Source organism: Amycolatopsis sp. NPDC005232 (assembly GCF_040607795.1).
GTDB lineage: Bacteria > Actinomycetota > Actinomycetes > Mycobacteriales > Pseudonocardiaceae > Amycolatopsis.
In genome coordinates this window covers 34370-58067 of the sequence record NZ_JBEXHL010000016.1, presented here as the reverse complement: position 1 = coordinate 58067, position 23698 = coordinate 34370, and the positions used below count along the sequence as shown (strand labels likewise).

The window sequence follows — 23698 nt, the reverse complement described above, 5'->3', positions numbered from 1 at the left end:
TCTTGTCGGTGGTGGCGGTTACGGTGCGGGCATGAGCCCCGAGGACCGGTTCGAGGACCTGATCGACGAGCTGCTGGGCGGCGAAGACGCCGAGGGCGTCGAGCCGCCGCGGCCCGGAAGCGGGTTCGGGTCGAGTGCCCTGCGCGTGGACAACCGCATCTTCGCCATGCTCGTACGCGGGCACCTCGTGGTGAAGCTGCCGAAGCCCCGCGTCGACGCGCTGGTGACCGAGGGCCACGGCGTGCGGTTCGACGCGAACAAGGGCACGCCGATGAAGGAGTGGTTCACGCTCGACGAGGAGTCGTCGCTCGGCTGGCCCGCGCTGGCGCGCGAAGCGTGTGCGTTCGTCGGCAAGCGATAGGTCACGATGCCTCGTAGCGCAGTTCGCCGCCCACGGCGGTGGCGAGCACGCGGAGATCGTCCACAGCGTCCACAGTGGACAGCGGGTCACCCGAAAGGACTACGAAGTCCGCCAGCTTGCCCAGCTCCAGCGTGCCGAGGTCTTGTTCGGCGAAGGTCGCGTACGCCGAGCCGTAGGTGTAGGCGCGCAGCGCTTCCTGCGGGGTGAGCGCTTCCTCGGGCGAGAACGGCGCGCCCGACGCCGTGCGCCGGTGCACCATGTCGGCCAGGCCCAGCAGCGGCGCGCCGTCGACGACCGGCCGGTCCGAGCTCGCGGGCAGCACGCACCCGGCGTCGAGCACACTGCGCAGGCGGTAGCACCACGGCACCCGTGACTCGCCGAGCGCCGCGCGCATGCCGTCACCCAGCTCGTTCACGAACCGGCCCTGCGGCGACGCGATGAGCCCCAGCCGAGCCAGCCGAGTGAGCTCCGCCGGCTGAAGCACCGCGCAGTGCTCGATGCGGTGCCGGTGGTCCTCGCGCGGCGAAGCGGCCAACGCGGCTTCGTACGCGTCGAGCACCACGGTGATGGCGCGGTCGCCGATGGCGTGCGTCGCGATCTGCCAGCCGGCGTCGTGCGCGAGGCGGATCGTGCGGGCCAGCTCGTCGGCCGGTACCTGGAAGTAGCCGCGGTTGCCCGGCTCGCCGGCGAACGGCTCGTGCATCGCGCAGGTGCGCCCGACCAGGGAACCGTCGGCGAAGAGCTTCATCGGCCCGACGCGCAGCCACTCGTCGCCGAAGCCCGTGCGCAGGCCCAGGTCGAGGCCGAACCCGGCGCCGTCGGGCAGGTCGTGGAGCACGCTCGCGGCCACCATCACCGTGCTCCGCACGCGCAGCACCCCGCGTTCGCGCGCCAGCTGGTACGCGGCCAGCTCGGCGGGCGTCTCCCCGACCAGCCCGCCGCCGATGCCGGCCTCCTGCACGCTCGTGATGCCCTCGGCCAGGAACTGCTCGCTCGCGCGGTCGAGGCCGCGGACCACGGCATCGATCGGCGCCGGGTAAATCAGCGGTCGCAGCAGCAGCTGGGCCTGCTCGCGCAACAGCCCGGTCGGCGACCCGGAAGCGTCGAGCACCACGTCGCCGCCCACCGGCACGTGCGCGAGGTCGAGCTGGTGCAGCACGGCGGAGTTGACCACGGTCATGTGCCCGGATGTGTGCTTGAGCCGCACGAGCATCCCGGGAGCGGCGCGGTCGAGGCCGTGGCGGTCGGGGTGCGCGCCGCCGGCCAGCTTGTTCTGGTCGTAACCGCTGCCGACGACCCAGCTGCCGGCGGGCAGCTCGGCGGCCCGGCGCGCCACGGCGTCGTAGACCTCCTCGACGGTGCGGCAGTCGCTCAGCGCCACGTCGTCCAGGCCCATGCCGAACCACGCCATGTGGTTGTGCGCGTCGTGGAACCCGGGCACCACGTACGCGCCGCCGAGGTCGATCCGCCGGCGCGCCGACAGCGCCTCGGCGTCCTCGCCCAGCGCCACGACCCGGCCGTGCAGCACGGCGAGCGCACCGTCCCCGGTGGCGCTGTCCCCGGTGAGCAGCCGGGCGTTCTCGTACACCGCGTCGACCCGCATGAACGAGACCCTATCGATCGATCGATCGAACGTCTAGGCTCGCTGCCATGAGCACCGTGGACCTCGCCGTCGAGGGCGGCATCGCGCACATCCGGCTGAACCGCCCCGAGCGACTCAACGCCGTGGCGCCCGTTCTGGTGGACGACTTCCTGACCGCGCTGGACGGCGTCGCGCGCAGCACCGCCCGCGTGGTTCTGCTGTCCGGCAACGGCCGCGCCTTCTGCGCCGGCCACGACCTCAAGGAGCCGACCCCGGAAGGCGACTCGCGGGCCCGGCTCGACCGGCTGCAGGACGTGACTCGCAAGCTGCGCGCGCTGCCGCAGCCGGTGATCGCCGCCGTGCACGGCTACGCGCTCGGCGCCGGCGCGGAGTTCGCGCTCGGCTGCGACCTGGTACTGGCCGCCGACGACGCCGTGTTCGGCTTCCCCGAGGTCTCGCTCGGGCTGAGCGTGACGGGCGCGGCCTCGCGCCTGCTGCCGCTGCTCGTCGGGCCGATGAAGGCCAAGGAGCTGCTCCTGCTCGGCGAGCGCTTCGACGGCCTGCGCGCCCATGACCTGGGCCTGGTCAACGCCGCCGTGCCCGCCGCCGAGCTCATGACGCTGGCGCTGGGCTGGGCCGAGAAGATCGCGCACCACCCCGCCGAGGCCACCACCATGGCCAAGCGGGCGCTCGACTCCGGCATCGACCACGCACTGGAATCGGCCCTCGAACTGGAGGTCAGCCACGCGCTGATCACCGAGCACTCGGCCGCCGTGCGCGAGTCCACCGAGGCGTTCCGGAGCCGTGCGTGAAGACCCTGCAGCAGGCCGACACCCTCGTGGCGCTGCTCGACCGCGCCGCGCAGCTGTGGCCGGAGCGCACCGCGTGGGTCTTCGACGCGACGGGCGAGCGGTTCACCTTCGCCGACGTCGACGAGCGCAGCGGCCGGTTCGCCGCCGCGTTGCACGAGCTGGGCGTGCGGCCCGGCGACGGCGTGGCCGTGATGCTGCGCAACCAGCCGGAATTCCCGCTGCTGTGGCTCGCGCTGGCGAAGCTCGGCGCGGTGCTGGTGCCGGTGAACACGAACTACCGCGAGTTCGACGGCGCCCACGTGCTGCGCCACTCCGGCGCGCGGTTCGCCGTGGCGGCAGACGAGTTCGTGGAGCTGCTGGAGAAGATCGCGCCGGACACAGCCGTGGAGCGGGTGCTGACGCCGGCGGATCTGCGAGCTTCGGACGCGAAGCCGGCCGCGGACGTCGTCGCCGAGCAGCCCGTGAACATCCAGTACACCTCCGGCACCACCGGCGCCCCCAAGGGCTGCGTGCTGCCGCACCGGTACTGGACCACGCTCGCCGTCAGCCTCGCCACGGACTTCCCCGCCGTCGGCGAAGAAGACATCCTCCTGACCGCCCAGCCCTTCCACTACATCGATCCACAGTGGAACGTCGCGTTGGGACTCGCGGGCGGCGCGACACTCGTGGTGCTCGACCGCTTCCACCCGTCCACGTTCTGGGCCAAGGTGCGCGAGCACGGCGTCACGTGGTTCTACTGCCTCGGCCTGATGCCGACACTCCTGCTGCGCCAGCCGCCGCACGAAGACGACCGCAACCACCGCGTCCGCGCGATCTGCGCGTCGGCCATCCCGCGCGAGCTGCACGCCGAGCTGGAACAGCGGTGGGGCGCGCCGTGGTACGAGGCGTTCGGCATGACCGAGACCGGCGGCGACATCCGCGTACCGGAAGCGGACCACGACGTCGCCGTGGGCACCGGCTGCATCGGCCGGCCCAGCCGCGACCGCGAGGTGCTGATCGCCGACGAGCACGGGAAACCCCTGCCGCGTGGGGAAACCGGCGAGCTGCTCATCCGCGGTATCGGCCTGATGCACGGCTACCACGACGACCCGCAAGCCACCGCGCGCGCGTTCGCCGGCGGCTGGTTCCACACGGGCGACCTCGCGAGCATGGACGCCGAGGGCCGCGTGTTCTTCGCGGGCCGCACCAAGGACATGATCCGGCGCAGCGGCGAGAACGTCTCGGCCGACGAGGTGGAACGCGCGCTGCTGCTGCACCCCGCCGTGCGCCTCGCGGCCGTGCTCGCGGTGCCCGACGAGCTGCGCGGCGAAGAGGTGAAGGCCTACGTCGTCTGCGAAGGCGACGTGGCGCCCGAAGAACTCGCCGAGTTCTGCGCCGAGAAGCTGGCGTACTTCAAGGTGCCGCGCTTCTGGGTGTTCGCCGACGAACTGCCGCTCACCCCGTCCGAACGCATCGCGAAGGGCGAGCTGCGGAAGGTGGCGGACCTGCGCGCGGGCGCATGGGACCGGACCACTGGGACGTGGCTGTGAGCAGCGGGATGCGTGTGCGCGCGGCGGCGGTGAAACTGTTCGCCGCCAAGGGTTTCCACGGCACGGGCATCCGCGATCTCGCGAGTGAGGCCGAGCTGTCGTCGGCGAGCCTGTACCACTACATGGGCACCAAGGAGGACCTGCTCGTCGAGATCATGACCACCGCGTTGCGGCGGCTGCTCGACGCTGCGGACAAGGCCACCGCCGGGGCGGCCGATCCCGTGGCGCGCCTGCGTTCGCTCGTCGCGCTGCATGTGCTCGCCCACGCCGCGCGGCCCGCCGAAACCCGCGTGGTGGACAACGAAGTCGACGCGCTTTCGGATGCCGCGCGTACGCGAGTCGTCGCTCTGCGGGACGAATACGAGGGTCTGTGGGCGCGGGCGATCTCCGACGGCGTGGCGGCGGGCGTGTTCCACACCGCACACCCGGCTGTGACGCGCCTGGCACTGCTGGAGATGTGCAGCGGGGTGGCGCGCTGGTACTCGCCACTGGGGCCGTTGCCGCTCGAAGGGCTGGCCACGCACTACGCGGAGCTGGCGCTGGGCGCCCTCGGCCACCCCGTTGCCGTAGCCGTTCCCGATCTGCGACAGTGCCTCGAAGTGGTCGCCCAGGTGTGGGACATGCCTGTTCAGCCGGGGTTTTAGCGACCTACGCCTTGCTGATTGGGCGAACGTGGGGGACGCTCGAAGGGTGACTGAGCAAACGATCCACCTGGAATTGGACGACTCGGGTCTCGCACCTAGCCTGCCCGCTCCAGCAAATCCCCGCGACCAGGTGCAGGACGTGCCTTACCGCCCGGTCGAGTTCCGCGACGACGATCTGCCGACCGCACTCGAACGCTGTGCCAAGTGGCTGCGTCAAGCTCAGGAGTGGCTCGGTGAACCGCTCGACATCCTGGCGATTCACCTCGACTACGACGACCGCCAGGGGTCGCCCTACTACGACGTCAAGGTGCTCTGCAACGAAGAGGACTTGGCCGGCGTCCCCATCGCCCTCCGCAACAGCAGCAAGTGATTCGCTGAGAACACCATTCATCCTCTGAAGGCCTCGTGGCCGGACCGCGCGTCCCACCACGAGGCCTTCACGGTTTTCACGCCGTTTTCACATTCGGCTCTTACAGCTCAGCCGAGCGCGCCGCCGACCTTCACGTGGCCCTTGAGGAGGTTGCGCGCGATGGTGCGGCGCTGGATCTCGTCGGTGCCTTCGTAGATGCGCAGCAGCCGCAGCTCGCGGTACCAGCGCTCCACCGGCAGCTCGCGCGTGTAGCCCATGCCGCCGTGGATCTGCAGCACGCGGTCCACGATCTCGTTGGCCTTCTGGCCGCCGTAGAGCTTCGCCATCGACTGCGCGTGGCGCGAGTCCATCTTCTGGTCGACCTGCCACGCGGCGTGCAGCACGAGCCAGCGCAACGCTTCGAGCTCCACCCCGGAGTCCGCGATCATCCACTGGATCGCCTGGCGTTCGGCGATCTTCTGCCCGAACGTCTCGCGCGTGTTGGCGTGCTCGATGGCCATGGAGATCAGGCGCTCGCACGAACCGATCGCGCGGGCGGGCAGCAGGTAGCGGCCCTGGCCGATCCACTGCATCGCGAGTTCGAAGCCGCGGCCCTCCTCACCGAGGATCTGCGACTCGGGCACGCGCACGTCCTGGAACACCAGCGCCGCCGGGCCCCACTCGCCCATCGTGTCGATGTACTCGGACTTCCAGCCCATCTCGCGGTCGACGAGGAAGCAGGTGACGCCGCCGTTGGCGCCCTTTTCCGGGTCGGTGATGGCGAAGACCATCACGAAGTCGGCTTCGTTGCCGCCGGTGATGAAGGTCTTCTCGCCGTTGATGACCCAGTCGGAGCCGTCCTTGCGCGCGGTGGTGCGGATGGCCTTCGCGTCAGAGCCGGCGCCGGGTTCGGTGATGGCGAAGCACGACTTGCGCTCGCCGGAGATCGTCGGCAGCAGGTAAGTCTGCTTCTGCTCCTCGTTGGCGTGGAACAGGATGTTGTCCGCGGCGCCGCCGAAGCGGAACGGCACGAAGGTGCGACCGAGCTCGGCCTCCAGCAGCGCGGCCATCACGGCCGAGAGCCCCATGCCGCCGTACTCCTCCGGCGTGAGCACGCCCCAGAAGCCGGATTCCTTGGCCTTGAGCTGCAGCTCCGTCAGCTCCTCGGCCGTGACCCCCGGCCGGCCGGCGCGCTCGCGGCGGAGCACCTCCTGCTCACGCGGCACGAGCTCGCGCTGCACGAACGTGCGCACCCAGTCGCGCACTTCGCGTTCTTCGGTGCTCAGGGTGAAATCCATCGAGTCGTCCCTTTCCAAGCCGTCCGGCTAAGCGCTTGCTTACCCGAGGGTACCGCGTGGTCTCGGGGTCCCCCTAGTACCTGGCCGGTTACCGTGACAACGCGCCCCGGCGCCGGGAAGATCGAGGGTGGACGAGGAGGGTGCCAGGTGACGCAGATCGTGGTCCGGTGGTCGGAGCCGCTCGCAGCGGAGGACCGCTTCCTTCGGCTGCTCGACGAGCTCGAGCACGGCCGCTTCGAGGCCTACCGGCTGGAGCTGGACAAGCGCCGTTTCCTGACCGGCCGCGTGCTGGCGAAGACGCTCACGGCGGCGCGCCTGGGCGTGCCGGTGGAGTCCGTGGTCTTCGACGCCACCTGCGAAGACTGCGGCAAACCCCACGGCCGGCCCCGCGTGCCCGGCTCGGACCTGACGCTGTCCATTTCGCACTCGGGCCAGCTGATCGGGGTGGCAGCCACCGACGGCGTGCCGGTGGGGCTGGACGTCGAGACCTCTTCGCGCCGGGCCGACAAGTCGCTCATCGAGTACGCGTTGAGCCCGGCCGAGCAGCAGGCCGTGGCGGAGTTGCCCGAGGCCTCGCGGTCCGCCGCCTTCTTCGTTTACTGGACACGCAAGGAGGCCGTCATGAAGGCCACCGGCAAGGGCCTGAAGATCCCGCTGCAGAGCATCACGTTCTCGCCCTACGACGCGCCGGCCGAGCTCGTGTCCTCCGGGGACCCGGCGCTGGACCCGGCTCGCACCCGGCTGGCGGACCTCAAGGCGGCCGAGGGCCACCGCGCGGCCGTCGCGGCCCTCACCACGGAGGCGCTGGAGGTCACCGAGGAGCACTGGCTCCCCTGAGAGCCCCGAGCACCCCAATGCGGCGTTCGGTGCGTTGAGCGCACCCAATGCGGCGTTCGGTGCGTTCAGCGCAACCAACGCCGCATTGGGGTGGTGGACGCAGGCGGTGGGCGGGTGAGTCAGTCGAGACCCATCGCGCCCAGCAGGGTCCGGAACTTCGCGATCGTCTCGTCGAACTCCGCCTGCGGGTCCGACGCCGGCACGATCCCGCCGCCCGCGTACAGCCGCATCGACGTGTCGGCCACCTCCGCGCAGCGGATCGCCACGGCCCACTCGCCGTCGCCCACCGCGTCGACCCAGCCGACGCTGCCGGCGTAGTAGCCGCGGTCGAAGGGCTCCAGCTCCTGGACCAGGTCACGCGCGGCAGCGGTCGGGGTGCCGCAGATGGCGGGCGTCGGGTGCAGGGCCGCGGCGAGGTCGAGGGCGGTGACGGCGCGGTCGACGAGCTCGCCGGTGATGGCCGTGCGCAGGTGCCAGATGGCGGGCGTCGACACGAGCTCCGGGGCCGGCGGCACGTCGAGCTTGCGGCAGAACGGCCGCAGGGCCTCCACGACGTAGTCGATCACCACGGCGTGCTCTTCCTGGTCCTTCGCGGACGCCAGCAGGGCCTCGCCATTGGCGCGGTCCGCGACGGGATCCGCCGAGCGCGGCATGGACCCCGCGTGCGGGGTCGTGAACACGGAGTCGCCGGCGCGGGAGAGCAGCAGCTCGGGCGTGGCGCCCACGAGCGTGCGCCCGCCGGGCAGCTCGGCGGCGTAGGTGAAGTGGTGCGGGTTGCCGCGGGCCAGGTTGCGCACGATCTTCTCGACCGGCACCCGCGAGGCGAACTCGAGCTCCAGGGCCCGGGCGAGCACGGCTTTGCGCAGGCCACGGTCGCGCAGGGCCGCCACGGCGGCCCGCACGTTGGCCTTGTGGCCCTCCTCGGACGGCACCTCACGGGTGACGCTCGGGGCGGGCAGCTCTTCCGACGCGGCGACAGCACTGCCTTCGCCCTCGGCCTGCGCCCGGTGGACCGTGCGCGGCAGGACGAGATGACCCGGCGTGGTCGTGCCCGGGCCGGTGTCGAACGGCAGCGTCCCGACCGCGAGCGGCACGCCCGAGCTGGTCAGCTCTTCGGCCACGGTCCTGGCCAGCCGCCGTGGATCGGTATCGGTCACGGCGACGACCGAACCCTGGGCGAGGAGCGCTCGCCGGGCCGTCGCGAACAGGAAGTCGCCACGCTGGTAGCGGACGGTTGTCTCGACCGGGGTCGCCGGTGCGGTACTGGTCGTCACCGCTCCAGCGTCCCAGGATCCGGGAGCTCCGCGGGGAAAGTGTTGCCGGAAGAACACCTTCGGCGCACTTCCCCCGCGGGAGACCGGGGTCCTTACTTCAGCGCGTCGATAAGAGCTTCGCGCTGGCGCTCGCCGAGGCCCGCGGCCCGGCGGTCGGGGTCGATCCCCGCCTGCTCGAGCAGCGCGGCGACCTTGACCGCGCCCAGGCCGGGAACGGCCTTGAGCAGCTGGGTGACCTTCGTCTTCCCGATGGTCTTGTTCTCCTTGGCCTGCTTGAGCACCTTCTCGATGCTCGTGGTGCCGGACTTGATCGACGCGAGCAGCTCCGAACGCGCCTTACGCGCCTCTGCCGCCTTGGCGAGGGCGTCGGCGCGCTGCTCCGGAGTCAACGTGGGCAGAGCCAACGTAGTGTCCTTTCCTCTCAGGTCTCCGCTTACGCGGCCGACGGCTTTTCTCCGATGCTTGCAAGCGCAAGCGCTGGCCAGCCGTCTCTTACCACGGCCCCAGTAAACGCCACACCCTCGAAGAGCGCGCAACCGACACGCACTTATCACCCTCTGACCACCCGGTGGGCAAGTCACGAGATGACCCCTCGCGGCCTGCGGAAACGTCAGACGTCCCTCGTTTTCGACACCATTACCTCACCCGAATGAGGCTCTATTTCGAGACGGTTACGACGCCATTTTTTGTTGTCCCGCAAGGAAAAGTCCGGTAGTAAGTTGATCATGGACGCAGGAGGCCGCCACCCGATACGGGGATGGCCGTGACCGAACGGTTGCCCGAGTTGACCATGCCCCCGCGCCCCGTCCGCCGTTAGAGTCGGCGGCACCCCAGTTCACCGGCGAACGAGCACCACGGGAGTCACCCATGTTGAGCACGATGCAGGACGGGCAGCTTTCGCTGGCGAAGCTCCTGCGGCACGGCACGAAGGTGCACGCGAAGAGCGAAGTCATCACCTGGACCGGTTCAGAAGCCCGCCGGGAGACCTACGCCGAGCTCGGGCAGCACGCCGCCCGCCTGGCCAACGCGCTACGCACCCTCGGCGTGACGGGCGACCAGCGCGTCGGCACGTTCATGTGGAACAACGCGGAGCACCTCGCCGCCTACCTCGCGGTGCCGGCCATGGGCGCGGTGCTGCACACCCTGAACATCCGCCTGTTCCCCGAGCAGCTCACCTTCGTCGCGAACCACGCCGAGGACCACGTGGTGATCGTCGACGGCACGCTGGTACCGCTGCTGGCCAAGCAGCTGCCGCACTTCACCACGGTCAAGCACGTGATCGTGGCCAACGGCGACGCCTCGACGCTGGAGGCGCCCAACGGCATCACCGTGCACTCCTACGACGAGCTGCTGGCCGCCCAGCCGAGCGAGTTCGCCTGGCCCGAGATCGACGAGCGGTCCGCCGCCGCGATGTGCTACACGTCCGGCACGACGGGCGACCCGAAGGGCGTCGTCTACTCGCACCGCTCGATCTGGCTGCACTCGATGCAGGTCTGCATGACCGACAGCATGCGGCTGGCCCAGGAGGACACCGCGCTGGCGATCGTGCCGATGTTCCACGCGATGTCGTGGGGCCTGCCCTACGCCGCGATGATGGTCGGCGCGTCGCTGCTCATGCCCGACCGCTTCCTCCAGCCGGCCCCGATCGCCGCGATGCTGGCGGCCGAGAAGCCGACGTTCGCGGCGGCCGTGCCCACGATCTGGCAGGGCCTGCTCGCCCACCTCGACGCGAACCCGCAGGACATCTCCCACGTGCGCGAGGTCGTGGTCGGCGGGTCGGCCGCGCCGCCGTCGCTGATGCACGCGTTCGAGGAGCGCTACGACGTGCCGATCCTGCACGCGTGGGGCATGACCGAGACGTCGCCGCTGGGCAGCGTCGCGCGGCCGCCGGGCAGCGCGACCGGCGGCCAGCGCTGGGCCTACCGCTACACGCAGGGCCGGTTCCCGGCGTCGGTGGCCGCGCGGCTCATCGGCGACAACGGCGAGGAACTGCCGTGGGACAACGACGCCGTGGGTGAGCTCGAGGTGCAGGGCCCGTGGATCGCCGGCGCCTACTACGGCGGCAACGCCATCGACCCGGACAAGTTCCACGACGGCTGGCTCCGCACGGGTGACGTCGGCAAGATCAGCCCCGACGGCTATCTCACCCTCACCGACCGCGCCAAGGACGTGATCAAGTCCGGCGGCGAGTGGATCTCGTCGGTCGACCTGGAGAACCAGGTCATGGGCCACCCGGCCGTCGCCGAGGCGGCCGTGGTCGGCATCCCCGACGAGAAGTGGGACGAGCGCCCGCTGGTGGCCGTCGTGGTGAAGGAAGGCCAGAGCGTGACGGCCGAACAGCTGCGCGACTACCTGACCGACAAGGTCGCGAAGTGGCAGCTGCCGGAGAACTGGACCTTCGTGGACGAAGTGCCCAAGACCAGCGTCGGCAAGTTCGACAAGAAGCGCATCCGCGCGTCCTACTCAGAGGGAAAGCTCGACATCTCACAGCTCTAACGGGTAATTCTCCGGCGAGTCGCGGATGATCCGGCGCCTGTCTTGAGAGAGTCTTGCGCTCTCAAGGCAGGCGTCGGAGCTCGTCGGAGGAAGTACGGGGATGCAGTCACGCAGCAGGAGGTCGTTCCTGACCCTCGCGGGAACGGCGGCAGTGGGCGCGGTCGCGGCCGCGTGCGGTTCGAACACCGGGCGCCCGGGCGACCCGCCACCGTCCACCGCGATGTCGGCCGGACCGCCGCCGTCGAAACCGGCCGCGAAGGTGACGCTGCAGCAGTGGTACCACGCGTACGGCGAAGACGGCGTACAGGACGCCGTGCGCGGCTACGCGGCCTCGTACCCGGGCGCGACCGTGAAGGTGCAGTGGAACCCGGGTGACTACGACTCGAAGATCGTGACCGCGCTGCAGAACAGCGCCGTGCCCGACGTGTTCGAGGCCCAGGTGAAGATCGACTGGGTGCGCCAGAACCAGGTCGTGGCGCTCGACGACCTCATCGGCCCGGTGAAGAACGACTTCAGCCCCGCGGTGCTGGCCGCGCAGACCGTGGAGGGCAAGGTCTACGGCATCCCGCAGGCCACCGACACGCAGGTGCTCTTCTACCGCCCGAGCCTGCTGCAGGCCGCGGGCGTGCAGCCGCCGCAGACCGTCGACGAGCTGGTGGACGCCGCCGGCAAGCTCTCGCGCGAGGGTGTGAAGGGCCTGTTCGTGGGCAACGACGGCGGCGTCGCCACGCTGACCGGCCCGCTGCTGTGGTCGGCCGGGCTCGACTACCTCAAGCCCGGCGGCCGCGAAGTCGGCTTCGACGACCCGCGCGCGGCCACCGCGCTGGGCAAGCTGCGCGCGTTGAACGCCAACAGCTCCCTGCTGCTCGGCGCGCCCACCGACTGGTCCGACCCGGGCGCGTTCATCGACGGCCTGTGCGCGATGCAGTGGACCGGGCTGTGGAACATGCCGAAGATCCGCGACGCGTTCAACGACGACTTCGCCGTGCTGCCCTTCCCCAAGCTGGACAACAGCGGCGCGCCTTCGGTGCCCGTGGGCGCGTACGGCGCGATGGTGAACGCGAAGAGCAAGCACGTGGCCGAGGCCAAGGCGTTCGTGAAGTGGCTGTGGGTCGACCAGACGACCGACCAGCTGGAATTCGCCACGCGTTTCGGGTTCCACGTGCCCGCACGCCAGAGCGTCATCGACAAGGCCGACACGCTGCGCTCGGGCCCGGCCGCCGACGTCGCGCGGTTCGTGAAGGAGAACAGCCACCTCGTCGGCGGTCCCGTGTGGACCCAGCAGGCGAACACAGCGCTGTCCGACGCGGTCGCGAAGATCGCCAAGGAGGGCGCCGACCCGGTGGCGCAGACCAAGGCGGCGGTGACCGTCGCGCAGTCCGAACTGAAGCGCTTGTTCGGGTGAAGCTGCGTTGAAAGCCCCCGCCCGGAAGACCCGGGACACGCTGGCGTTCTGGGGATTCGTCGGCCCGTTCCTGATCGGGCTGGCCGTGTTCGCGTACCTGCCGATCGGCTGGAGCGTGTACCTGTCGTTCTTCGACGCGCGCAACACGGTGACGCCGAGCGTGTTCGTGGGGCTGGACAACTACGCGCACATGCTCACCGACGGGCCGTTCCTGGCCAGTCTCGGCACGTTCAGTGGGTTCGCGGTGGTGATCGTGCCGCTCACGTTCGTGCTGTCGCTCGCGCTCGCGGTCGGGGTGCACCAGCTGAGGTTCGCGCGCGCGTTCTTCCGCTCGGTGTTCTTCCTGCCCTTCGCGTGCTCGTACGTGGTGGCTTCGCTGATCTGGAAGACATCGCTGTTCTCCGGCGTCCGCTACGGCCTGGCGAACACCGTGTTGGGCCTGTTCGGCGCCGATCCGGTGGCGTGGACGGGCACGGTGGACCCGCCGTTGTACTGGATCGTGCTGGTGACCGCGCGGCTGTGGCTGCAGCTGGGCTTCTACATGATCCTGTTCCTCGCCGCGCTGCAACGGATTCCGGTCCGGCTCTACGAAGCCGCGTGGCTCGACGGCGCGAAGCCGGGCTGGCAGGTGTTCCGCTACATCACGCTGCCACAGCTGCGCGCGACTTCCGTGGCCGTGCTGCTGCTGAACCTGATCAACGCGTACCAGGCGTTCGACGAGTTCTACAACATCATGGGCGACTCCCGCGGTTATCCACCGTTCGCGCGGCCGCCGCTGGTGTACCTCTACTACACGTCGCTGGGTTCGGGCGGCCAGGACCTGGGCCGCGGCAGCGCGGGCGCGGTGCTGCTGGCGTTGCTCATCGCGCTCGTGACGTTGGCGCAGGGCAGGCTGTTCCGCTTCGACCGTGGTGCCCTCTCGTGAACAGCGCTGTCGTGAAGGCCGCATTGCGCTGGACGGCGCTGATCGTGGCGACGGTGCTGTTCCTGCTGCCGTTCTACCTGCTGCTGCGCAACGGTCTCGCCTCGCGCGCGGAGATCACGGCCCCTGATTGGACGCTGTGGCCTCGGCAGGTGCACTGGGAGAACTTCACGCGCCTGTTCTCACTGGAGGACGTGCCGTTCGCGCGAAGCCTGCTCAACTCCGCGGTCGTGGCGACGCTGCAGACGTCGGGACTGCTGGTGATCTGCTCACTCGCCGGCTACGGGTTCGCCCGGATCCCTTACCGCCACTCGAAAACCGTGTTCTACGCGGTGCTCGCGACGCTGATGATCCCGACGTCGGTCACGTTCGTGCCGAGCTTCGTCGTGGTGTCCACGCTCGGCTGGCTCTCGGACCTGCGCGGCCTGGTGATCCCGGGGTTGTTCAGCGCGTTCAGCGTGTTCCTGTTCCGCCAGTACTTCCTGGACTTCCCGCGTGAGCTGGAGGAAGCCGGCCGCGTCGACGGGCTCACGCGCTGGGGCGTGTTCCGGCGCATCGTGGTGCCCAACTCGCGCGGCTTCTTCGCCGCGATCGCCGTGATCTCGGTGATCGGCAGCTGGAACGCGTTCCTGTGGCCGCTGATCATCGCGCAGTCGCCGGACTCGTGGACGGTGCAGGTGGCGCTGTCGGGCCTGCTGACCTCACAGAACCCGCAGCTGAACCTGCTCTTCCTCGCCGCGGCGGTGTCGATCCTGCCGATCGTGCTGCTGTTCGCGTTCCTGCAGCGTTACCTCGTGCGCGGGGTCACGGAGTCGGGGTTGAAGGGCTGAGCCGCGACCGCATCCGGGCCGCCTGGCGCGCGGCCTTCGCGATCGCGCGCGCGGCGCGGTCGAGCACCGTGACGCGCCACCCGATCGCGGTGGTCAATCCGCCGATTCCGCCCCCAGCGACCACCGCATCCCCCATAAGCTCTTTGTACCCGACGTCCGGAACCTGGAGCGCCCGATGACCGATCCGTACCAGCAGCAGCCCCGCCAAGAGGGCCAGTACTACGGCGCCGACGGTTATCCGACGCCCCAGCAGCCCCCGCAACAGCCCTCGGCGCCGCTGCCCGTGCCGTACGCCGCGCCGTATTCGGGGCCGTACCCGACGCCGTACTCGGGACCGCAGCCCATGCCGTACGGGCCGTTCCCGGGTTACGTGCCGCTGCGGACGAGCGGCATGGCGATCGCAGGGATGATCATCGGGATCCTCGCGCTGATCACGTTCTGGGTGCCGTTCTGGGACGTGATCGCGGCGTTCACCGCGATCGGGCTTTCGTGGGCGGGCATGGTGCAGGCGCAGAAGCCCGGCTACACGGGCCAGGGCATGGGCATCGCCGGGCTCGTCTGCGGAATCATCGCCGCGATCCCCGCGGTGATCTTCCTGGTGCTGTTCTTCACGGCGATCGCGGCGACGAGCACGTCGTGCGCGTTCTACTGCTGAAACTTCGCTTCTGAACCCACCTTCGTCGGGTAGTCGAGCCGCAGTACCTGTGACAGAGTCAGCCGCACTGTCACGGTGAATGTGAGCGGGATTCATGTTGCGTTCACCGGAGGTCCACCGCCGTCCGGCAGCGTGCTGGGCAGCCGACACCGGGAGCGAAGATGGCCCAGCTGACCAGGCGGACTTTCACCGCGGCGGGTGCCGCGAGCGTGGGCTTGCTGCTGTGCACCCCGACCGCCAACGCGCTGGACCGGGCGCTCAAGCGCACGGCCTCGCGCACCGTCAGCACCGCCGGCACGACCCTCGAACAGGTCGCCACGGCCGTCTCCCCCGGTACAGCCACGTACTCCCGCCTCACCGGCGGCCCGGGCTGGCCGCTCGTGGTCCGCGGCGACCTTGCCGCGCCGAAGGACGGCCGCGACGACCGGCGCACCGCGCTGGGCGCGTTCGTGCAGTTCACCGACCTGCACATCACCGACACCGAGTCGCCCGCGCGGTTCGAGTACCTGCACCCGTACGTCGGCTCGGCGCACCGGCCGCAGGAAGCCCTCGGCACGGCCGCGACGAGCGCGCTGGTGCAACGGGTGAACAGCGTCGCGAAGGGACCGTTCACCGGTCGGCCGTTCGACTTCCTCGTGACCACCGGCGACAACACCGACAACCACGAGCTGCTGGAGCTCGACTGGTTCCTGACCAGCCTCAACGGCGGCGCCATCACGCCGAACTCCGGTGACCCCAGCCGGTACGAAGGCGTGCAGGCCTCGGGCAACGACGCGTTCTGGAACCCGTCGACCCCGCTCGCCGACGACTACTCGAAGAAGGGCTTCCCGCAGCTGCCAGGCCTGCTCGAAGTGGGTATCGCGCCCTTCACCGCGCCGGGGCTCGACGTGCCGTGGTTCTGCACGTTCGGCAACCACGACGACAGCGTGGTCGGCACGCTGCCGGAAGGTATCCCGGGCATCGAGAACTGGTACACGAGCCGGTACAAGGTGATCGGCAAGGACGAGGGCACCGCGAGGAAGCTCGGCGCGGCCATCAACAGCGGCAAGAGCGTGCCGCTGACCGAGCTGTTCGGCGGCACCGGCACGATCCGCGAGGTCACGCCCGACGCGCGCCGGCGACCGTTCACCACCGCGGAGTTCGTGACCGCGCACCTCGAGTCCGGCAACACCGGCCCGGGTCCGGTCGGCCACGGCTTCTCGGCGAACAACGCCGACGGTCGCAACGCCTACTACACGTTCCGCATCGCCCCTGGCGTCACCGGCATCAGCCTCGACACCACCACGCTGGGCGGTTTCGCCGACGGTTCGATCGGGCTCGGCCAGTTCAACTGGGTGGAGTCGACGCTCAAGCGCAACTCCTCGACGTACTACGACTTCTTCGGCCGCAAGGTCACGCAGCCGGTGACCGACGAGCTGTTCGTGCTGTTCAGCCACCACACGAGCGACACCATGGGCAACCTCCTGCCCGACTCGCGCCACCTGCTGGAGCCGCGCCTGAACGGCGACACCTTCGTAGGGCAGCTCAACCGCTTCCCGAACGTCGTGGCGTGGGTCAACGGCCACACGCACCTCAACAAGATCACCCCGCACGTCGGCAAGACGCCCGCGCAGAGCTTCTGGGAGATCAACACCGCCTCCCACGTCGACTTCCCGCAGCACGCCCGCATCCTCGAACTGGCCGACAACGGCGACGGCACTCTGTCGATCTTCACCACGTTGATCGAGGCTTCCGCGCCCTACGCGGTGGACTACTCCGCGCGCACGCCTTCCGCCCTGGCTTCGCTCTACCGCGAGCTTTCGTACAACGACATCCACGTGGACCTGGGCCGCGTCGGCTCGGCGGGCGACCACAACACGGAGCTGCTGCTCACCAACCCGCTCGGTTGATTACCTCCCGGGTAATCGACGCGCCTCCCCGGCTGCGGTTAGGTCATGGACATGACCGACGCCGAGGGCACTTCGCTGTTCCACCAGACCATGCCGTTCGCCTCCCGGCTCGGCATCGAAGCCCTCTCGCACGCCCCCGACCTCGTCCGCAGCCGGCTGGCGTGGTCCGAGTCGCTGTGCACCCTCGGCGGCGTCCTGCACGGCGGCGTACTCATGTCCCTGGCCGACGCGACCGGCGCCGTGTGCGCCTTCCTCAACCTCCCCTCGGGCGCTTCGGGCACCACGACCTTGGAGTCGAAGACCAACTTCCTGCGCTCCGTCCGTTCGGGCTACGCCACCGCGTCGTCCCGCCCGCTCCACGCGGGCCGCCGCGTGGTCGTCGTCGAGACGGAAATCCACGACGACGAAGGCAAGCTGGTCGCGAAGGTGACCCAGACGCAAGCGGTCCTCTAGGCGGCCCAGTCCACCGCCCATGGTCACCGAGACGGCGTCGAGGTCGAGCACGCCCTCATCGTCCCAGCGCCCGCCACCGATTTCACAGCCTTGCTCTGGTCGGCTCTTTACGAACCCGTCCCAACCGGCGAAAATCTTTCGCTATCACTGGGGTCTCGGGGACGGAGCACGGCATGCGGGTGCGGAGCTTGATCACGCTATTGTCCATCGCCATGGTGACGGCAGGAGCGACGCAAGTCGCCGACGCGGCGCCGGCGCACCCGGCGAACGACGAGGCGATCAACTACCACGAGTGGTCCGGCGGGACGTTCCACGCGGGCCGGCTCGACGGGCTGGCGCTGGGCCGCGACGGGCTGCGCATCACGCGGCCCGCGGGCACCGTCGAGCACACCGAGCCGGGGCTGGGCACGACGAAGACGTACGAGTACGGCTCGTGGACGTCGCCGCTGTTCCGGCAGGGGTTCGACGCGACGCAGCTCATCGCGTCGTGGAACGCGCAGACGCCGGCGAAGACGTGGCTGGAGGTCGAGGCGAAGGGCCGCACGTCGGCCGGCGTCGAGACGACCTGGTACGTGATGGGCCGCTGGGCCAGCGGCGACACCGACATCCAGCGCACGAGCGTCGACGGGCAGAGCGACGACAACGCGTCGGTGGACGTCGACACGCTGGCCACGAAGACCGGCGTCACGCTGCGCTCGTACCAGCTGCGCGTGAGCCTCTACCGTGAGGCGGGCACGCGGGTGACGCCGACGGTGTCCACGCTCGGCGCCGTGACCTCGAACGTCCCGGACCGCTTCGACGTCGCGGCCACCAAACCGGGCCGCGCGCGGGGCATCGAGCTGAAGGTGCCGGCGTACGCACAAAACATCCACAAAGGACAGTTCCCGCAGTACGGCGGCGGCGGTGAGGCCTGGTGCAGCCCGACGTCCACCGAGATGGTCGCCGAGTACTGGGGCAAGAAGCCGACCGCGCAGCAGATGAGCTGGATCCCGTCGGACTACCTTGACCCGTCCGTCGTCTACGCCGCACGCAACACCTACGACTACGCCTACGACGGAACCGGCAACTGGCCGTTCAACACCGCGTACGCCGCTTCGCTCGGCCTGCGCGGCCACATCACGCGCCTGCACGACCTCAACGAGCTCGAGGGCTACATCGCCCGCGGCATCCCCGTGATCACGTCGCAGTCCTTCCTCTCCGACGAGCTCGACGGCGCCGGCTACGGCACGTCCGGCCACATCATGGTCGTCGTCGGCTTCACCCAGGCCGGCGACGTGATCGTCAACGACCCGGCCTCCAGCACCGACGCCCGCGTCCGCAACGTGTACAAGCGTGACCAGTTCGAGAAGATCTGGCAGCGCACGAAGCGCTACACGGCCGACGGCAGCGTGGCGAGCGGGCCGGGCGGAGTGGTGTACATCGTGACGCCGGCCTGAGCAGGCTTTCCAGGAGTGCAAACCGACGCATCGTGGTATGGCCACGTGTGCATGTTCCGTGATTAGCTGCCCCGGCAAAGCAAGGGTGCCGGAAAGGGTGAGCGCATGCCGTACGAGGTCCAGGGAGTCGTGTCCCGCGCGAAGGGCGAGCCGGTGGCGCTCGAGACCGTGGTGGTGCCGGACCCGGGTCCGGGCGAGGCGGTCGTGTCGGTGCAGGCCTGCGGGGTCTGCCACACCGACCTGCACTACCGCGAGGGCGGGATCAACGACGACTTCCCGTTCCTGCTCGGCCACGAGGCCGCGGGGCGGGTCGACAAGGTCGGCGCCGGGGTCACGGACATCGCGCCGGGCGACTACGTGATCCTCAACTGGCGCGCCGTCTGCGGCACCTGCCGGGCGTGCAAGCGCGGCAAGCCGTGGTACTGCTTCTCCACGTTCAACGCCGAGCAGCCGATGACGCTCACCGACGGCACGAAGCTGTCGCCCGCGCTGGGCATCGGGGCGTTCCTCGAGAAGACGCTCGTCCACAGTGGACAGTGCACGAAGGTGGACGAGCGGGCGGAACCCGCGGTGGCGGGCCTGCTCGGCTGCGGCGTGATGGCGGGCCTCGGCGCGGCCATCAACACCGGCGCCGTGACGCGCGGTGACTCCGTGGCCGTGATCGGCTGCGGCGGCGTGGGCGACGCGGCCATCGCCGGCGCCAACCTCGCGGGCGCGACCACGATCATCGCCATCGACACCGACGACCGGAAGCTCGAGTGGGCCAAGGGCTTCGGCGCCACGCACACCGTGAACAGCAAGGGCCTCAGCCAGGACGAGGTGGTGGCGGCCATGCAGGACGCCACGCACTCGTTCGGCCCCGACGTGGTCATCGACGCCGTCGGCCGGCCCGAGACGTGGAAGCAGGCGTTCTACGGCCGCGACCTCGCGGGCACCGTCGTGCTGGTCGGCGTGCCGACGCCGGACATGCGCCTGAACGACCTGCCCCTCATCGACTTCTTCGGCCGCGGCGGCTCGCTGAAGTCGTCCTGGTACGGCGACTGCCTGCCCTCGCGCGACTTCCCCATGCTCGTGGACCTGTACCTGCAGGGCCGCCTGCCGCTGGACAAGTTCGTGACCGAGCGCATCGGCGTCGGCGACGTGGAGCGGGCGTTCGAGCGCATGCACCACGGCGACGTCCTGCGCAGCGTGGTGGAGTTCTGAGGCTTTTCACCGACGCCGACTACCCGGCCGTCCCCTACCCCGGGGCACGGCCGGGTACGTCGTTCGTCCACCTCGACGGCGCCGGGTGGTCGCTGGAAACCGCGCCGGCCGGCTGGCGCGACCGGCTGCCCGTGCTGGCGTACGGGTCCAACGCTTGTCCGTCGAAGATCACGTGGCTGCGTGACGAGCTCGGCCTGACCGGTCCCGTCGTGGCCGCGCGCGTGCGCTGCACCGGCCTGGCCGCGGTGTGGGCCTCGGGCCTGCGCAAGGTCGACGACCAGCGCCCCGCCACCCTCACCGCACTGCCCGGCGTCGAACACCACTTCCTGTGGTTCGTCACGCCCGAGCAGCGCGCGGTCCTCGACGTCTGCGAAGGCCGCGGCACCCGCTACCACCTCGCCCAGCTGGACGGCTACTCCGTCGAGACCTCCGATGGCACGCGTGTCGAGGGTGTCCACGCCTACGTCGGCGCCTCCGCCGTCCGCTACCCACTCCTCGTCGACGGCCACCCGGTCCGCGTCGCCGACGTCGCCCAGTCCGAAGCCGCCCTCCTCCTCGGCGACCCGGCGGGTGAGCACGGCCTGAAGTGCACCGTTGTGGAGCCGGAGCAGATCTTCACCTGACGCGCGGGTCGGGAATCGCCCGGATGGCGAGGAACCCGGTCGGCTCGCTGGAAAGCCGCTCGTACCGCTCGGGATCCACCTCGGCCCCGGCGACCTGCGGCCGAGGCTCGACCAGCCGCTCGATCAGGAACCCCGCCTCCCGCAGCTCGACGCACGTGTCCTGAAGCGGCGAGAGCCAGAACCGCACGTGCCAGCCGTTGACCCACGTCTCCTCCACCACGCGCGGCTCGAAGTAGTTGCCACCGTGGCGAAGCCAGTCGGCCGTCGGGTGTATCCGCGAGAGCACCAGCGCACCACCGGGCCGCAGCACGCGGTGAAGCTCACGCAACATCGCGACCCGGTCGTCCACGTACTCGAAAACCAGCGCCAGCAAAACGAGATCCACCGACGCGTCGGCCAGCCAGCCGAGTGGCGCGCCGAGGTCGTGCACGCGGAACGCCGCGCCCGGCACCCGCGCCCGGCTCAGCTCCACCATGCGCGGGCTCAGGTCGAACCCGGTCACGCGCGCGCCCCGAGCCACCAGCTCTTCCGCGTACAGCCCGGGGCCGCAGGCGGCGTCGAGCACGTCGCGGCCGGCGACGTCTCCGAGCAGCTCAAGGCAGGCGGGGCGATCGACGTGCGCGTTGTAGAACCCGTCGCGGGCGTGGTCGAGGAACTCGTCGGCGAACTTTTCGTACTGCGGGAACGATCCGATCATGCCGGTCAGTCTTCCGGCCGCGCCCGGATCAGCCGAGCAGTTTTCCCGGGTTCAGGATCCCCGTCGGGTCGACCGCCGACTTCGCGGCGCGCAGCACGGACAACCCCAGCGAGCCGATCTCCGCCTCCAAGTACGGCGCGTGGTCGGCGCCCACGGCGTGGTGGTGGGTGATCGTGCCGAGGCCGACGATCGCCTCCGAGGCGGCGTGCTTGGCGCGCTGCCACTGGCCGACGGGGTCGGCGTCGTCGCGGGAGGTAAGGACCGTGAAGTACAGCGACGCGCCCGTCTCGTAGACGTGCGAAACGTGGCACATCACGATCGCGCGGCCGAGCGAAGCCACGAGGGCCGCCCGGACGGCGTCGTGCAGGTCGTCCAGCCGAGACCAGTACGCGGCGGTCTCCAGGGTCTCGACGCACACCCCGAGGTCCATCAACGCGTCGCGCTGGCGCGGGCCCGAGAACCGGCCGTGCCGCCACGACTCGCCGAGCGCGGTGCCGATGCGCAGGGCGCCCGCGCGACGCAGGAACCGCGTCGTGCGGTGGCGGCGGGCCTGCACGTCCCTTTCCCAGCCGACGATCAGCAGACACGGGTGCTTCACACCCCGCGCGGCCAGGTACGCCCGCAGCGCGGACGTCTTCAGACCGGCGTTCAGCGCGAACGACACCGCCGTCTCGTCCACATCGGACAGTCGCGTGACGTCGGCCGTCGCGTGGTTCTGGGCGAGGGTGCGCATGGCCTCAGAACCAAGATCCCAGCCGTCGATCACCCAGCCCTCGTACCGGCGCGCGACAGGCACCGGCCGCACCCGCAGCGCGACCTCCGTGATCACGCCCAGCGTGCCTTCGCTGCCCACCGCGAGCTGCCGCAGATCCGGCCCCGCTGCCGACGCGGGCGCGACCCCGAGCCGCCATTCGCCCTGGGGCGTCGCCACGCGCACGCCCGCCACCATGTCCTCGAAGCGGCCGTAACCCGCCGACGCCTGCCCGGCCGAGCGCGTGGCCGCGAACCCGCCGATGGTCGCTCGCTCGAACGACTGCGGCACGTGGCCGAGGGTGAACCCGTGCTCACCCAGCAGCCGCTCGGCCTCGGGCCCGCGCACGCCGGCCTGCAGCACGGCCAGGTGCGACTGCTCATCCACCGACACCAGCGCGTCGAGCCGCACCAGGTCGAGCGCGATCACGGCCGCCTTGTCGCCGCGCAGCGCCGCGACGCCGCCGACCACCGACGTGCCCCCGCCGAACGGCACGACCCCCACGTCGTGGCGCACGCAGACCTCGAGCACGGCCTGCACCTGCTCGGGCGAAGCGGGCAGCACCACCGCGTCGGGCGCCGGCACCGAGTCACCGAGCCGGCGGTGCAGAAGGTCCAGATAGGACAGACCGCCCGCGCGCTCGAGGCGCGAGTCGGCGTCGACCAGCACGTTCTCCTCGCCGACCACGGCCGAAAGGTCCTCGCGAGCCTGGCCGGGAAGGGCAGAATCGGTCAGGTTCGGGACGGAATCCGGCTTACGCCCTCGATCAGCACCCACCGGGCCGATACGCTGGCCGAGCCACCGGACCGCCCGATCGGGCAGCGAGGCGGTGCCAGCGCCGTCGCCGGTCCACGACTGCCGGATACGGTGGTTTATGAGATCACTCACGACTACAGTGTGACATATGGACGTCAAACGTCACTCCCCACCGGGAGAGACTCCCTCGGCCCTCGCGGGGGCCCGCAGCCGCCAGACCTCAGCGCGCGTTGCCGACGACGTGCTGCTCGACGCCGCGCGCGAGTGCGTGCTCGCGGTCGGTGTCCGGCGCACCACGCTCGCCGAGATCGCGCGCACCGCGCGCGTGAGCCGCATGACCGTGTACCGCCGGTTCCCCGACGTACGCAGTGTGCTCGCCGCGCTGATGACGCGCGAGTTCAGCGGCCTGCTCCAACACGCCAGCCACGCGGGCGACGACGCGGCCAACACCCGCGAGCGCCTTGTGCTCATCGCGGCGGCCGGCGTCAGCGCACTGTCGGCCGACCCGCTGTTCCGCACGCTGCTCGACGTCGACCCGGAGCTCGTGCTGCCCTACATCGTGGAGCGGCTCGGGGCCACGCAGATCTTCGCCGAACAGGTGCTGCGCCAGCTGCTCGAGGCCGGGCACCGCGACGGTTCCGTGCGCCAGGCCGAGGTCACCGCGCAGGCGCGCTCGATCCTGCTGGTCGTGCAGTCGTTCGCGTTCTCGCTGCGGCCCGCCACCGCGGACCTCGACGAGCAGGCGTTGCTCGACGAGTTCCGGTACCTCGTCGATGCGGCCCTCAAGCCATGAGCACCGCCGACGTTCTCCTCCCCGCGGAGGCGGCATGAGCACCGCCGACGCACTCCTCCCCGCGGAGGCGGCATGACCACCGCCGACGTTCTCCTTCCCGCGG

At 70.3% G+C, this 23698-nt stretch carries 23 protein-coding genes; 17 read left to right on the top strand and 6 right to left on the bottom strand.

The window, feature by feature from the left end:
• The first annotated feature begins 31 nt into the window (after positions 1-31).
• A complete protein-coding gene (locus ABZU76_RS28425; RefSeq protein WP_354874809.1) occupies positions 32-361 on the top strand; it encodes a hypothetical protein in 330 nt (109 codons plus the stop codon).
• Position 362: 1 nt separating this feature from the next.
• Here ABZU76_RS28425 and ABZU76_RS28420 read toward each other — a convergent pair whose 3' ends face one another.
• Positions 363-1964, bottom strand: coding sequence for an amidohydrolase (locus ABZU76_RS28420; RefSeq protein ID WP_354874807.1), 1602 nt, complete (start codon positions 1962-1964; stop codon positions 363-365).
• A 47-nt stretch (positions 1965-2011) separates the two neighbouring features.
• On the opposite strand from ABZU76_RS28420, the gene ABZU76_RS28415 reads away from it, so the two are divergent.
• Genes ABZU76_RS28415 through ABZU76_RS28400 form a run of 4 tightly spaced genes read left to right on the top strand, consistent with a single transcriptional unit; the run spans position 2012 to position 5298 of the window.
• A complete protein-coding gene (locus ABZU76_RS28415; protein WP_354874805.1) occupies positions 2012-2755 on the top strand; it encodes an enoyl-CoA hydratase/isomerase family protein in 744 nt (247 codons plus the stop codon).
• Positions 2752-4284, top strand: a complete 1533-nt coding sequence (locus tag ABZU76_RS28410; RefSeq protein WP_354874803.1) for an ATP-dependent acyl-CoA ligase — start codon at positions 2752-2754, stop codon at positions 4282-4284. The genes ABZU76_RS28415 and ABZU76_RS28410 overlap by 4 nt, the downstream gene beginning before the upstream one ends.
• Positions 4281-4928 carry a TetR/AcrR family transcriptional regulator gene (locus ABZU76_RS28405; protein ID WP_354875086.1) on the top strand — a complete coding sequence of 216 codons (648 nt, stop codon included), beginning with the start codon at positions 4281-4283 and terminating at the stop codon, positions 4926-4928. The genes ABZU76_RS28410 and ABZU76_RS28405 overlap by 4 nt, the downstream gene beginning before the upstream one ends.
• Positions 4929-4974: 46 nt before the next feature.
• Complete coding sequence (locus tag ABZU76_RS28400) at positions 4975-5298, top strand: hypothetical protein (protein ID WP_354874801.1); 324 nt, start codon at positions 4975-4977, stop codon at positions 5296-5298.
• 107 nt (positions 5299-5405) lie between these two features.
• Here the strand turns inward: ABZU76_RS28400 and ABZU76_RS28395 are convergent, their stop codons facing one another.
• Positions 5406-6575 carry an acyl-CoA dehydrogenase family protein gene (locus ABZU76_RS28395; protein WP_220244540.1) on the bottom strand — a complete coding sequence of 390 codons (1170 nt, stop codon included), beginning with the start codon at positions 6573-6575 and terminating at the stop codon, positions 5406-5408.
• 147 nt (positions 6576-6722) lie between these two features.
• Between ABZU76_RS28395 and ABZU76_RS28390 the strand changes: the two genes are divergently transcribed.
• Complete coding sequence (locus ABZU76_RS28390) at positions 6723-7412, top strand: 4'-phosphopantetheinyl transferase superfamily protein (RefSeq protein ID WP_354874799.1); 690 nt, start codon at positions 6723-6725, stop codon at positions 7410-7412.
• Between the two features lie 119 nt (positions 7413-7531).
• Here the strand turns inward: ABZU76_RS28390 and ABZU76_RS28385 are convergent, their stop codons facing one another.
• Together ABZU76_RS28385 and mihF are read right to left on the bottom strand one after the other, a co-directional pair.
• On the bottom strand, positions 7532-8686 hold the full coding sequence (locus ABZU76_RS28385) for an isochorismate synthase (protein ID WP_354874797.1): 1155 nt from the start codon (positions 8684-8686) through the stop codon (positions 7532-7534).
• 92 nt (positions 8687-8778) lie between these two features.
• The gene (gene mihF, locus ABZU76_RS28380) at positions 8779-9090 is read right to left on the bottom strand and encodes an integration host factor, actinobacterial type (RefSeq protein WP_220244543.1); all 312 of its coding nucleotides are present in this window, start codon (positions 9088-9090) and stop codon (positions 8779-8781) included.
• 463 nt (positions 9091-9553) lie between these two features.
• On the opposite strand from mihF, the gene ABZU76_RS28375 reads away from it, so the two are divergent.
• The 10 genes from ABZU76_RS28375 (at position 9554) to ABZU76_RS28330 (ending at position 20598) form a co-directional block, all read left to right on the top strand.
• Positions 9554-11182: a long-chain fatty acid--CoA ligase gene (locus tag ABZU76_RS28375; protein WP_354874795.1), complete on the top strand. Its 1629-nt coding sequence runs from the start codon at positions 9554-9556 to the stop codon at positions 11180-11182.
• A 100-nt stretch (positions 11183-11282) separates the two neighbouring features.
• On the top strand, positions 11283-12587 hold the full coding sequence (locus ABZU76_RS28370; RefSeq protein WP_354874793.1) for a sugar ABC transporter substrate-binding protein: 1305 nt from the start codon (positions 11283-11285) through the stop codon (positions 12585-12587).
• Between the two features lie 7 nt (positions 12588-12594).
• Complete coding sequence (locus ABZU76_RS28365) at positions 12595-13512, top strand: sugar ABC transporter permease (protein ID WP_354874791.1); 918 nt, start codon at positions 12595-12597, stop codon at positions 13510-13512.
• Between the two features lie 44 nt (positions 13513-13556).
• The gene (locus ABZU76_RS28360) at positions 13557-14339 is read left to right on the top strand and encodes a carbohydrate ABC transporter permease (RefSeq protein WP_354875085.1); all 783 of its coding nucleotides are present in this window, start codon (positions 13557-13559) and stop codon (positions 14337-14339) included.
• Positions 14340-14514: 175 nt separating this feature from the next.
• A complete protein-coding gene (locus tag ABZU76_RS28355) occupies positions 14515-14994 on the top strand; it encodes a DUF4190 domain-containing protein (protein ID WP_354874789.1) in 480 nt (159 codons plus the stop codon).
• A gap of 161 nt (positions 14995-15155) precedes the next feature.
• On the top strand, positions 15156-16883 hold the full coding sequence (locus ABZU76_RS28350; RefSeq protein ID WP_354874787.1) for a TIGR03767 family metallophosphoesterase: 1728 nt from the start codon (positions 15156-15158) through the stop codon (positions 16881-16883).
• Between the two features lie 51 nt (positions 16884-16934).
• Entirely contained in the window at positions 16935-17336 is a 402-nt protein-coding gene (locus ABZU76_RS28345) for a PaaI family thioesterase (RefSeq protein WP_354875084.1), read from the top strand.
• A 173-nt stretch (positions 17337-17509) separates the two neighbouring features.
• Positions 17510-18772 carry a peptidase C39 family protein gene (locus ABZU76_RS28340; RefSeq protein ID WP_354874785.1) on the top strand — a complete coding sequence of 421 codons (1263 nt, stop codon included), beginning with the start codon at positions 17510-17512 and terminating at the stop codon, positions 18770-18772.
• Positions 18773-18877: 105 nt separating this feature from the next.
• Positions 18878-19975, top strand: coding sequence for an S-(hydroxymethyl)mycothiol dehydrogenase (locus ABZU76_RS28335; RefSeq protein ID WP_354874783.1), 1098 nt, complete (start codon positions 18878-18880; stop codon positions 19973-19975).
• A 92-nt stretch (positions 19976-20067) separates the two neighbouring features.
• Positions 20068-20598: a gamma-glutamylcyclotransferase gene (locus tag ABZU76_RS28330; protein WP_354875083.1), complete on the top strand. Its 531-nt coding sequence runs from the start codon at positions 20068-20070 to the stop codon at positions 20596-20598.
• On the opposite strand, the gene ABZU76_RS28325 is transcribed toward ABZU76_RS28330, so the two are convergent.
• Entirely contained in the window at positions 20591-21295 is a 705-nt protein-coding gene (locus ABZU76_RS28325) for a class I SAM-dependent methyltransferase (protein ID WP_354874781.1), read from the bottom strand. The genes ABZU76_RS28330 and ABZU76_RS28325 overlap by 8 nt on opposite strands.
• A 28-nt stretch (positions 21296-21323) precedes the next feature.
• Positions 21324-22934 (bottom strand): FAD-binding oxidoreductase, encoded by a 1611-nt coding sequence (locus ABZU76_RS28320; RefSeq protein WP_354874779.1) that lies wholly within the window; start codon positions 22932-22934, stop codon positions 21324-21326.
• 16 nt (positions 22935-22950) lie between these two features.
• On the opposite strand from ABZU76_RS28320, the gene ABZU76_RS28315 reads away from it, so the two are divergent.
• On the top strand, positions 22951-23595 hold the full coding sequence (locus tag ABZU76_RS28315; protein WP_354874777.1) for a TetR/AcrR family transcriptional regulator: 645 nt from the start codon (positions 22951-22953) through the stop codon (positions 23593-23595).
• The last annotated feature ends 103 nt before the right edge of the window (positions 23596-23698 follow it).